The sequence below is a fragment of the Pontibacillus marinus BH030004 = DSM 16465 genome (assembly GCF_000425225.1).
GTDB lineage: Bacteria > Bacillota > Bacilli > Bacillales > BH030062 > Pontibacillus > Pontibacillus marinus.
Window position 1 is genome coordinate 1 of sequence record NZ_AULJ01000079.1, and the last position, 12,385, is coordinate 12,385.

10 protein-coding genes and 1 riboswitch are annotated in these 12,385 nt (G+C 38.5%); of the genes, 8 read left to right on the forward strand and 2 right to left on the reverse strand.

Translation table 11 applies throughout. The features are described from left to right. The first annotated feature begins 371 nt into the window (after positions 1-371). Positions 372-533, forward strand: coding sequence for a hypothetical protein (locus H514_RS24985; protein WP_169449763.1), 162 nt, complete (start codon positions 372-374; stop codon positions 531-533). Between the two features lie 11 nt (positions 534-544). Here H514_RS24985 and H514_RS23155 read toward each other — a convergent pair whose 3' ends face one another. Next, positions 545-1,672: a S8 family peptidase gene (locus H514_RS23155; protein WP_051255158.1), complete on the reverse strand. Its 1,128-nt coding sequence runs from the start codon at positions 1,670-1,672 to the stop codon at positions 545-547. A gap of 347 nt (positions 1,673-2,019) precedes the next feature. Between H514_RS23155 and H514_RS24015 the strand changes: the two genes are divergently transcribed. The 3 genes from H514_RS24015 to H514_RS0114695 all read left to right on the forward strand — a co-directional run bounded on the left by H514_RS24015 (position 2,020) and on the right by H514_RS0114695 (position 4,494). Further along, positions 2,020-2,829: a CAP domain-containing protein gene (locus H514_RS24015; protein WP_027447645.1), complete on the forward strand. Its 810-nt coding sequence runs from the start codon at positions 2,020-2,022 to the stop codon at positions 2,827-2,829. Positions 2,830-2,954: 125 nt separating this feature from the next. Then, a riboswitch (TPP riboswitch) is annotated at positions 2,955-3,055 on the forward strand. An 82-nt stretch (positions 3,056-3,137) separates the two neighbouring features. After that, positions 3,138-3,743 carry an energy-coupled thiamine transporter ThiT gene (thiT, locus tag H514_RS0114690; RefSeq protein ID WP_027447646.1) on the forward strand — a complete coding sequence of 202 codons (606 nt, stop codon included), beginning with the start codon at positions 3,138-3,140 and terminating at the stop codon, positions 3,741-3,743. A gap of 112 nt (positions 3,744-3,855) precedes the next feature. Then, a complete protein-coding gene (locus H514_RS0114695) occupies positions 3,856-4,494 on the forward strand; it encodes a methanogen output domain 1-containing protein (protein WP_027447647.1) in 639 nt (212 codons plus the stop codon). A gap of 48 nt (positions 4,495-4,542) precedes the next feature. On the opposite strand, the gene H514_RS0114700 is transcribed toward H514_RS0114695, so the two are convergent. Continuing rightward, entirely contained in the window at positions 4,543-5,718 is a 1,176-nt protein-coding gene (locus H514_RS0114700; RefSeq protein WP_027447648.1) for an acyl-CoA dehydrogenase family protein, read from the reverse strand. A gap of 266 nt (positions 5,719-5,984) precedes the next feature. Between H514_RS0114700 and H514_RS0114705 the strand changes: the two genes are divergently transcribed. The 4 genes from H514_RS0114705 (at position 5,985) to H514_RS0114720 (ending at position 12,098) form a co-directional block, all read left to right on the forward strand. Continuing rightward, positions 5,985-6,386 carry a response regulator gene (locus H514_RS0114705; protein WP_027447649.1) on the forward strand — a complete coding sequence of 134 codons (402 nt, stop codon included), beginning with the start codon at positions 5,985-5,987 and terminating at the stop codon, positions 6,384-6,386. Between the two features lie 15 nt (positions 6,387-6,401). Beyond that, the gene (locus tag H514_RS0114710) at positions 6,402-9,323 is read left to right on the forward strand and encodes an ATP-binding protein (protein ID WP_027447650.1); all 2,922 of its coding nucleotides are present in this window, start codon (positions 6,402-6,404) and stop codon (positions 9,321-9,323) included. Positions 9,324-9,541: 218 nt separating this feature from the next. After that, on the forward strand, positions 9,542-10,282 hold the full coding sequence (locus tag H514_RS23165; RefSeq protein ID WP_051255157.1) for a LytR/AlgR family response regulator transcription factor: 741 nt from the start codon (positions 9,542-9,544) through the stop codon (positions 10,280-10,282). Between the two features lie 385 nt (positions 10,283-10,667). Then, positions 10,668-12,098 (forward strand): hypothetical protein, encoded by a 1,431-nt coding sequence (locus H514_RS0114720; protein ID WP_027447651.1) that lies wholly within the window; start codon positions 10,668-10,670, stop codon positions 12,096-12,098. Positions 12,099-12,385 lie beyond the last annotated feature (287 nt).

Below are 12,385 nucleotides of genomic sequence, written 5' to 3' on the forward strand. Positions count from 1 at the left end.
AGGTATTCTAATTCCAAGGTAGTATAATCCTATCATGACAAGGGTCTAAGCAACTTCTGTGAATATGTTTTCCAATCAATATGTGGTGGGAAAGTCCAAATAATGGTCCGTTAGTCTCCATAATCGCGTGGAGGGAAGGAAACGGCAAACTGTCGTGGTAACAAAGGGAAGACGAGACCCCGCAGGCACGAGGAGGCTCGGCTTTTCTTCCACAACAGGCTTGCCGTTTCACTGACCGCAACAAATTACTCAACAGCAACGGACTCCTCACATTATTATCTCGAAACCAAGTCTTTAAGATAAGGGGGCTTTAACGGAGTAACACCACTATGTTTAACCAAGAGAAAATAACTGATAAGGAGGTTCATCATATGAAAGAACTTGTGGGGTATTGCACAAAATGTGAGCAAGAGGTTTTTTGTTTAAATGGCTTTTTAGAAGGAGAAGTTACGAACGAAAAAGAAATCATTTGTTACAAATGTCTAGAGGAAAAAGACAAAAAAACACCCCGGCCGAATGACCAGGGTGAATGAAGGGGAGTGTATTAATTCGCTACTTGATAAGTAGTAGTAGCCGTGTTTACAGCTTCCTGAACATTGATGAATCCATTTCCATAGTAGAAAGAATCACCAAGTGGAGTAGCTGTATCGTTTAATAAGCTGCGTACCTCTGCATTTGTAAGGGAGCCGTCATTTGCAAGAATTAATGCTGCAGCACCCGCTACATGTGGAGAAGCCATGGATGTTCCATTATAGTAATCATAGCTATTACCAGGTAAAGTGCTATAAATGTCAACACCAGGAGCCATTACTTCAAGCTCACTTCCTACAGAAGAGAAAGAAGCACGGTTTAGGTTTGAGTCTACTGCACCAACAGCCATTACTGAGCTATATTTTGCAGGGTAACCGATTGTATTCTTTTTACCACGAGTACCATCATTACCTGCAGCAGCTACAAGTAATACGCCGCTGTTATAGGCATTATCCATCGCTTGTTGAAGGCTTGTCGATCCGCGACTACCGCCTAGACTCATATTAACCACATCGATATTGTTAGAAACAGCCCACTCAACACCTTTAATGATACCGCTGTAAGTACCACTACCGTCACTGCCAAGTACTTTAACAGCGTATAGGCTTACATCTGGAGATACACCTAGAACACCTAGTGTGTTATCTAAACCAGCAATTGTACCAGCAACGTGTGTGCCGTGACCATTTCCGTCGTTATATGGGTCAGGTTCACCGTCCACAAAGCTTGCTCCGCCTGCAACGCTAAGATCTTCGTGACTTGCACTAATGCCACTATCTAATACTGCGACTTTTACACCTGTACCAGTTGTTCCGTTAGATTGAACATCATCAGCGTTTATTTCAGTGATGCCCCACGGTGTAGTTTGTCCAAAAGCTTGCACTTTAGCATCTTCTTCAATGTAAGCTACATTAGGATTGTTTTGTAGTGCTTTAACAGCTTGATCTGTAAGAGAAACCTGTACCACATTCATGTATTTGAATTCGTGTTTCACTTCACCACCAGCTTGTTCAAGTTGATTAAGCTGTTTTTGTTTAACTTCTTTTTCAAAGCCAACTAAGTAATCACTTACAGAAGCTTTGGATTGGGCAGATACTGGTAACTGTCCCGCAACCAACGAAAGAAAGAACACAACACTCATCACTGCAAAAAATAATCTTTTCAAAATGAATCCCTCCTAATATTGTTTTCAGAATAATCGTACAATATTTTTCTGGAGAAATCTTTGCAACATCATCCTTAATATAAGAGGCATTAACAGTGTTTTGGTTTGCATTCTTTTCTTAAAAGGGACAGAAGTACTACATAACTGGAAGGGATTTTGCGGTTTGAGTCAAATCCCCTCGAAAAATCATAGTAGAACAAGCATTTTTTACCGATGTTTTCACCATCAATTACCTCCTCATTTGTACAGAGAAAAAGCATAAACCATTTCTCAGGGCAAATACTACAAATGGCTTAAGAAAGCCTAATATAGGAGGTTGAAACATGATAAAAACATTTAAATATATACTTTCAGCATTTGCGCTGATGTTTGTTCTCGCAGCTTGTGGTGCAAATGAAGAAGGTATGGACAATAATGCAGCAGATAATAACAACAATGTTGAGGATATAACGTATAATCGCGGTGATAACAATGGAGGCGGCTATGGTTTAAACATGGGCGACCGAGATCGCGACAACAATCGTTTTGATGTGCAAACCGAAATGCGCAGATATGTTGTTCCTTTTGGTGGGAATGGAGGAGATGCGCAATATGACCGAATGGAACGTTATAATCGTGGTGCAGCACCTAATCAAGGTAATGGAGATGCAAGACAATATGCACAAACTCCAGAACGTAACCAAGGTCAAAATGGAACTCAACAGCAACAACAAGACACGAATCAAAAAGCAAAAGAAAGTCAACAGTCTGATGGCTTTAAACAAAAGGTTGTTGAACTAACGAATAAAGAGCGTCAAAAAAATGGTCTTCCTAAATTAAAAGCTTACGATGAGTTAGCTCAAGTTGCTCAAAAGAAATCCCAAGACATGGTGAACAAGGGATATTTCTCACACAACTCTCCAACGTACGGAAGTCCTTTTGAAATGATGCAAAACTTCGGGATTGATTATAAAACTGCAGCTGAAAACATTGCTGCTGGTCAAGATTCACCTGAAGAAGTAGTTCGTAAATGGATGCAAAGTGCCGGACACCGTAAAAATATTTTGAACAAAAGCGTAACACACATTGGAATCGGTATTGCAGAAGGTGGAGAAATGGGAATCTACTGGACACAAATGTTTATTCAAAAATAAATGGATTAGCCGCATACGTTTGGTATGCGGCTTTATTATATAGAGAGAAAAATAACAGTCACTACCATTTGAATGTTTCGGTAAATATCTTTTATAATATACACAACGAAAAAAGCAGATGTAAGAAAGACCACAAGGGGAGTCGTATCGGCTGAGATTGAACATTCGTTCTAACCCTTTGAACCTGTTAGTTAATTCTAGCGTAGGGATGTGGCTTTATTGATGGCGCAATGCACAGGACTTCCATCTTAAAGCTCTCCCATGCATTGCTTTTTTTGTGGAAAATTTTATTGGGGAGGCGTTTAAATATGAAAAGAAGTCCTATTTTATTTTTAGTTGAAGTCGCATTGTTTTCGGCTTTAGGAGCGGTTTTAAGCTTACCATATTTATCAATCCCACTATGGCTTCAGGGTGGTTCGATTTCCTTTGCGATGGTACCCATTCTGTTTATGGCCTTTCGTTGGGGATTGAAAGGTGGATTGCTTTCAGGGTTATTAATTGGATTTTTTAATTCTGTTTTAGATCCCTTCATTGTCCATCCCGTTCAATATGTATTAGATTATCCTGTAGCATTTTTCGTAGTAGGCTTTGCAGGAATCTTTTCATCAGCTGTAAAAAATGCCGTAACAAATGGCAATGTAAAACGATTTACGATGTATCTCACACTTGGAGCTTTTGTTGGATGCACACTAAGGTTTTTAAGTCACTTTGCATCAGGGATCATATTTATTGATTACTTTATGCCAGATGGTGTTCCAGGTTCCGTATGGATGTACTCATTGACGTATAACATTGGCTATATGCTTCCATCATTTATCATCAGCGCAATTGTGCTAAGCATCTTACTTTATAAACAACCAAGATTCCTTCATGTCGAGTCGAAGCATGCAAACAGAACTGTGCATTCTAATTAAGAGTAGATTTTTGCCTGAAATTGTCACAATTTGATTTAGGAATCCTCGTTTCATCATAGGGATTTAGGGAACTTGTAGATCATGAGCCTAATTTAGAAAGTGGTGAACATCTATGAGTACACCTAATCCCAATCATTTAAATGGACAAGTTTTCTTAGCGAAGCTTTTGACTCAATATGCATTAATTCATGAAAAGACAATCGGTTCTGCTGCTGAAGAATATATCCGTCAATTAGGTTTAAGAACAGGGGAATGGCTAGAAGGTTATTATAGTGAGAAGAATGAACAATGGACTGTGGAGAAATATGTAGACGTTCTTGTTGATATAAAGAATAAAATCAATGGTCATTTTGAAATTGATACTATTGATTCCGATCACATTGTAGTTAAAGCGCATAAATGCCCTTTTGGAGAATTAGTAAATGATTCACCTCATATATGTGCAATGACATCGAGTGTTTTTGGTGGGATAGCCGCAAGACGATTTGGTTATGGTAAAGTTGATCTTCGTCAACGAATGGCAAATGGTGATCCTGTTTGTGAAGTAGCCGTATATTTTAATCAGAAAGATGAGCTTCCAGGCGATGAATATAAAGAGGTTTCAGTAGCACCTGAAAACGGCGATCCCTTCCATTGGGAAGAAGAGACCATAAAAATGCTTGGTGAGGAATTACGTAGAAGTGATGAAATGATCGAATCCTTAGTTTCCGAGGTGGAGGATTTACGAGCGCAAGTGAAGAAACAATCATAAAATAGAAGCAAAAGGGCTGCACCTGTATAGGGAGCAGCCCTTTCATTTTTAATCTTTAGAATTCTGACGCTCTATCGCTTCTTTTGCAAGCATGGTTAACACCATATCATCCATAGGTGGGTTGTGAAGGCCTGCTCTTACATCGCGATAATATTTTTCAAAGGGGTAGCTTTTTGATAGTCCACGACCACCAGCAATTCTCATTGCAAGGTCAACGACTTCATTAGCTGTGTTCGTTGCAGTTGTTTTGACTGCTCCTAGAGAACTGGAGAGGGAAGGCCGTTTTTCGGGTTCTTCATCCCATTGTCTCGCTACGGAATACATGAAGTGGCGTGCTTGTAATAGCTTTAACTCCATATCTCCAATTTTTTGTTGAATGTGAGCTACTTCAGAAATCGGGGTGTCTAAACTGTTAGGCTGAAAGTTTTTTGCGAACTCAATAGCATCTTGGCTAGCGGCTAGGGCAATCCCTAAATAACAAGCAGGGATATGGAGTAGCCAACCTTTTGGGCCTTTAGGTTGGTCATCCTTACGTTCAACGTAATAATCTTCAGGGATTTTTACATCTTCTAATACTAAATCATGACTTCCTGTGCCACGCATCCCCAGTGTATCCCAGGTCTTATCTACTTTAACGCCTTTATAATGAAGAGGGATAAAGAACCAACCTATTTCATCTAACTCTGGAATGAAGGCGTTGATGATCGCGTAATCCAATACACTAGCCATCGTTGTGAATGTTTTCCTTCCAGAAATGATGTAATGACCATCTTCAAAGTGGGCTGTGGTTTCAGGTACTCCACCACGTGTTGGACTCCCAGTAGCAGGTTCTGAAGCGGCACGATTTACTAGTACTTGAGACGTTCCAACCTCTTCTGCTAGTTGTTTATAAATTGGGCGTTCTATTAAAGATTCATCTCGCAGCTCCATTAGAATGCCAAGGTGCCATCCAACTGACAGAGCTGCTGGACCATCCCCCATCGCTAATCGTTCTTGAATGAGTAAAAATTCATATAAGGAAAGACCTTCCCCACCATAGCTTTCAGGAATCGTCAAGGAAAGGTATTGTTCATTTTGAAAAACCTTTACATTCTCTTTAGAAAAGTCTGCCTGTTGATCATTGATGTTAGATTGTTTGCTTATTTTTTGGGCAATTTCTCCAGCTTTTTGAACGAGGTCTTCCTGTCGTTTATTGTGAACAAACGTTTTAAATGATTCCATCATATTATTCACTCCTTAAATCAAGGTACCTTCTTAAATCATATTAAACTTATCGGGATTATGCTAATGAAATGTTTCACAATTGGAGCTTCTTTTTTGTTAAAATAGGGAAGTGTCAAAAATGTTCTGAGAAGTGCATTTTTGTGTTTGAGAAGGGAGTAGGTTTGATTTAAGTTTCCCTTTTTATGTTTGTATTTTAAAATCGCACTATATTAATAGGAGTAGTTATTCTACAATAATTATATCTTGAATAAATGTAGGTGATAAAAATGGATACAGATATACACAAAGCTAAGATATTAATTGTAGATGATCATGGACCCAATGTTTTACTTTTAAACAAGTTACTAAAGATGAATGGGTTTCATAATATTGTCGAAACCGTTGATGTTCGTGAAGTGTTTTCCCTTTATCACCGAGAGCAACCTGACTTAATATTGTTAGACCTTAAAATGCCTTATATGGATGGATTTGATATATTAGAACAATTTTCTCTTTATGAGAGAGAACCCTATACACCCATTATTGTGATTACAAGTCATGATGAGATACCAAATAGGGATAAGGCGTATATGTTCGGTGTTCAAGATTTTATAGCTAAACCATTTGATGTGAAGGATGTCATTCATCGAATTCAGAATGCTTTGAAAGAAACAAGCAACCAAACCTAATGAGGTGCCTTTACCATGCAGGAAAATCAAAGAATGTCTTTAATGAAATGGATATGGAGATCGTTTTTACGAATCGCTCTAATTCCACTTTTTGTAGTTGAATTAGTATTTATAAGTATATATTTCTTTTCAAATGACTGGGCGAATGACGTTATGATGAATTTGTTCAAAGATGAAGCTCAAGAGGAACTCTTACATACGGTTAGTCGGGAATCAAAAGTGATTACGATGCAATTGGAGTCGATTTCTAAAACCACGGACTTATACCGTCAAGAAGTTGAGGAGTCCTTAAAGAATCGAGCTCTTTTTACAGAAGAGGATCAAGCACGACTTCATTATTCCAGTGAGGGTGTGTATCATACCTCTCGAAATTTAGAAGAAGGTGGAGTAGCTGTCTTTTATAGTGGTGCAACTACACCTGATCACAATTTACAAAAAGTCGCGCGTCTTCTTACGACACAGGGGTTGATGAAGCATATTTACAAAACCGAATCCCTTGCAGAAGCTGTTTATTTTAATACCCATGATTCACTGAATGTCATGTATCCTTACTATGATGTTATGGACCAAATTAACCCAAAGACACTTATTCCTCGTTTTAACTTTTATTATGAGGCAGATCAAGAACATAATCCTTCTCGCGAAACGAGGTGGACTGAAGTTTATTTAGACCCCGCAGGGAATGGATGGATGGCATCGTCGATCGCACCTGTTTACAAAGGTGACTTTTTAGAAGGTGTGGTAGGGATTGATGTTACGCTTGAGACGATTAGGGAGCGTATATTGGATTTAGATATCCCTTGGGAAGGTTTTGGGATGTTGGTTGGAAAAGACGGTACAATTTTGGCTCTTCCTCAACAAGGTGAAGTTATATTTGGGCTAGATGAATTGAATGAATATCCTTATGATAAGCAAATTTTTACGAATACATTTAAGCCAGAACAATTCAATTTGTATAACCAAAGTGAAACGAAGCATTTTGCGGATATATTAGCTGAAGCTAAACAAGGGCTGACCACAGCAAAGTTTAATGGTAATGATCATTTTTTAGCTTGGTCTACAGTGGAAGGAACTGGATGGAAGTTTATTTCTGTAGTGGATGAAAAACAAATTTTTAATGACCTTTTCTTATTAGACCGCAAGTTGATGAAAATTGGTGCATTAATGATATTTGGCCTTATTCTGTTTTATTTAGTATTTTTCATGTTCCTGTATAAACGTGCTCAAAAGTTATCTCATTCAATTTCAGATCCTCTTTATGAAATTAATAATCTGGTTCATGAGATTGGAGCAGGGCGATATTATCAGAAGGATGAATCTTTTCATATCGAAGAGTTAGATGAAACAGCTACAAGTATCACAAGTATGGGGCAAACACTTGGGACGGCTAATGAGGAGTTATATAAAGCACAGGAAGAACTGAAAGAAAAAGAATCCGATTTGCGGGCTTTAGTTTCTTCAATTGACGATGTCATTATGAGGTTAGATGAGAATGGAACATACATTAATATATGGACGAATGATGAATCGAAATTATCAAAGACCAAAGAGGAATTAATAGGTACAAGAATAAATGATGTCTTTTATGAGAAGGATGCATTATTCTTCATGGTCACGATACGTGAGGTACAGGAATCAGGTCAGCCTAAAACGATTGAATACCAAATTGACACACTAGCTGGTAAGCGATGGTTTCAAGGGAGACTTGCCCCTATTGTAGATGAAACAGGTGAATTTCGTCATTTTGTTTTAACAGCTAGAGATATTACTGACTTAAAAGATCTGCAAGATTCGTTAAGAAAAGCAAAAGAAGAAGCGGAGCAAGCAAGTAAGGCGAAGTCAGACTTTCTATCCAGTATGAGCCATGAACTAAGGACACCTATGAATGCCATTTTAGGATTCACGCAGTTGTTGGAATATGAAAAAGATTCTTTAACGACTTCTCAAAATGAGAGTGTTGAAGAGATTTTGAAAGCAGGAAATCATTTATTAACACTTATTAATGAAATTCTTGACCTTGCTCGAATAGAAGCTGGAAAATTAACAGTCTCTCTAGAACCTGTGGATGTACAACCTGTTATAGATGAGGTACTCGGGATTATTTCTCCTCTTGCCACGAATAAAAGAATTACAATCGATCATAACCTTGACTTATGTAATGGAATATACGTTTATGCTGATCGTACAAGACTGAAGCAAGTCTTACTGAATCTGTTGTCTAATGCTGTTAAATACAATCAGGATGAAGGTTGTATTCGTGTAGAATGTTCAGTTAAAGATGGCAAAGTGCATTTCCTTGTAGAAGATACCGGTCTTGGAATTGATGATCAGGAAATTGACCAAATTTTTGAACCGTTCACCCGCATTCTTGATGAGAAAATTATTGAAGGAACTGGGATTGGGCTAACACTATCAAAACAATTGATGGCTTTAATGAATGGGACAATTTCTGTTAAAAGTGAGCTAGGTGAAGGGAGTATGTTCTGGATTGAGCTGCCTGTAGTTGAGAACATCTCAACGAACCAAAACGAAGCAGTGGAGGAAGAGTCAACTGTACTTACTATTAATGAAGAAAGGAAGAGTCTTCTTTATATAGAGGATAATCCAGCCAATTTACATTTGGTTCAAAAATTGATCTCCCATAAATCAAACATTGATTTCATGTCTGCAATGAATGGTGAAATTGGCTTGGAGTTAGCACAAACTCATAGACCAGATTTAATTTTAGTAGACTTAAATTTACCTGGATTAGATGGATATGATGTTCTTTCTAAGATTAAGGATCACCCTTCTACTAAAGAAATTCCTGTCATTGCAATTAGTGCAAATGCAATGCCTCGTGAAATCGAAAAAGGAATTGCAGCAGGGTTTCAGGACTATTTAACAAAGCCGCTTGAAGTAACTACTTTCCTAGAAGCACTTCAAAAGCATCTATAGATAAACAATCAAAAACACGCCTTCATTTCATGAGAGGCGTGTTTTTTCCAATTTCATGTATTGTCCCCTAAATACTCCACAAAGTAAGTGTTTTCATATATACTTAAGTTGAATATACCCCAATTCATAATGACCCATTTAAATAAGGATCAATGTTATGAATGAACAAAAGTTACCCTGTTTTTGCGAAAACCGTACTTTTCTGAGGATGATAAAATATGACATATCGAATTTTAATTGCAGATGACCAAGAAGCATCTCGAAAATTATTAAAACAAATGATAAGTAAGGTTGCTGCTGACTCTTTTTCCGTAATTGATGAGGCTGTGGATGGAGTGGATTTAGTTGAAAAAGTCATTCAGCATCAACCAGATTTAGTCATGTGTGATATTGAAATGCCCCGTAAGCGAGGTATTGATGCGATAAGAGAGTGCGTTCAAACGATGCCATCATTGGCGTACATTTTTACAACGGCCCATGATAAGTTTGCCGTAGAAGCATTTGATCTTCATGCGTTAGATTATGTTATGAAACCTATTCAGATTAGTAGACTACACTTGGCTTTAGACCGAGCTAAAAAAACTTTAGATCAAAAACAAACAGAGGAATCAGAAAATCAAAAAGCGACACATCGCATTCCGATTCGATTCAATCGTTCTCTGTATTATGTGCAAGTTGAAGATATCTTGTTTATCGAAAAGCGTGATCGAAAATCTGTGATTCATACGGCTTATCAAAGCTATTCATCAACGGAAACATTAGAGTATTTCTTAGATTTCTTGGATGATTCTTTCGTACAATCCCATCGATCTTTTATTATACATCTGACACATATTTCTCATATTCAAACGTCTGGAAAGAGTTATCTTGTCTATTTTCACGATTATGAAACTCCTGCACAAATCTCAAAGCAAAACATTCAACGTATTCATGAGTTGATGAGCCACTTTCAGACATAAAATATTCACATTATGGGACATTTGTATGAGTAATGTTATTAAAAGGGCCGTTTTCTGTTCCAATAGGTGTTAAAGATGTCTTATAGGTGCATGTTATTGTGTGAAATGGCATTTGAAATTTTGACCAGTCTTGTTTGAAACTGCTATCGTAAAGTATGAGATGGAAAGAGATTATTTTCCTCCATCACACATAAAAGAGATAGAAATCCTTTTTTAAAAAAAGGAAAAGAGACGACTCCATAAATAGAGACATAGAAAGCTATGCAGATATCCTGCATAGCTTTTTTTCGTTAAAAGGTTTACCGTAAATTTGACACGCATGATTTCATCCTTGCATAGGCTATGGCACACACATGGTGTGAGCCTAGAAGGATGGTGAGCCAGTTTGGAGTTAACCGTTACACATTGGTTGTATGCGATTATTACGCTTTTAATTATTGTTACAATGGTGTTCCGCAAAGGAGTTGTGCTCCCCACATTACTTGGAACGTTTATCGTTGCATGGGTTTATAAAGGGGATTTAGTAGGTGGATTTACCGCAGTATTTAATGCAAACCTTGTGGCCGCCAAAGAGCTCTTCAACATTTTCCTGATTATCACGTTTATGGTCGCTTTATTACAAGCATTAAAAGATTTAGGGGCAGACCGCAGAATGATCCAACCTATTCAGCCAGTAATGAAAAATGGACATATCGCTTATTTCGTACTTGTCGGCGTCACCTATGTCATTTCTTTATTTTTCTGGCCGACACCAGCTGTTCCGTTGATTTGTGCGCTTTTGGTGCCTGCTGCTGTGAGAGCTGGGTTGCCAGCTATGATGGCAGCAATAGCCGTTGCTTTAGCAGGTCAAGGGATGGCTTTATCATCAGACTATATCATGCAAGTTGCTCCTGGGTTATCAGCAACTGCAGGGGGAATTGACAAGGAACTGATTGTAGATAAAGCCCTTGTTTTATCCCTTGTAACAGGTTTTGTAGCAATTGGTTTAGCTTACTTCATGAATAAAAAGACCATTCGTAAAAAAGGAGATCCTATAATAGAACAAGAGTTGCAATCCCTCCAAGGACTTGGGAACGAAGAGAAAACTCGTGAAGCTTCAAGTAATGGTGTTGGATTCTGGAGTAAGTTGTTTGCAGTATTGGTCCCGTTATCCATGCTATCCGTTATGGTATTTATGATTTCAACGAAACTCGGATCAGGTCGCATGGGTGGTTTTGAAGGAGGAGATGGAGCTGCATTTATTGGTGGGGTAGCTGTCATTTTGTTATTATTAGCTACCGTTGCTTTCGGCCGTCACAATGCACTTGATTATATTAGTGAACATATAACTGATGGGTTTGTGTTTGCTTTTAAAGCAATGGGACCTGTAATCCCTATTGCTGGATTCTTCTTTTTAGGAAGTTCTGACTTTGCAGGATCGATTTTATCACTAGGAGATGCAACGGCGCCTGCATTCTTGTTCGATCTGGTTCAAGCATCACAGGAAATTCTGCCCCAAAGTACAGTTTTAGCTGCGTTTAGTGTGTTAATTATTGGAATCATTACAGGGCTTGATGGATCTGGGTTCTCAGGGTTACCCCTAACAGGTGCTTTATCTGGTGCACTTGCGAGTGGAGGAATGGACCCAGCCACGTTAGCCGCAATCGGCCAGATGGGATCGATATGGACTGGTGGAGGTACCATCATCGCATGGTCATCCATGATTGCCATCGCAGGATTTTGTGGCGTTCCGGTCATGGACCTTGTAAGGAAAAACTTCATTCCAGTCATGTTGGGGTTATTAGCAGCAACATTATTCGCGGTATTGATTTGGTAAAATAAAATTAACAACAGATATAAAGAAGGTTATATAACCACATGGGATTGTTCATTACCATCCTATGTGGTTTTTATTTATGAAAGCTAATGCTTATTCAGTATTATGGCAGGATTGTAGAAGACTTGAAACTGAGAGGAGTCCCCTTGCTGTAAAGTAATTTGTTCCGGTCAGTGAAACGGCAAGCCTGTTGTGGAAGAAAAGCCGAGCCTCCTCGTGCCTGCGGGGTCTCGTCTTCCCTTTGTTACCACGACAGTTTGCCGTTTCCTTCCCTCCACGCGATTATG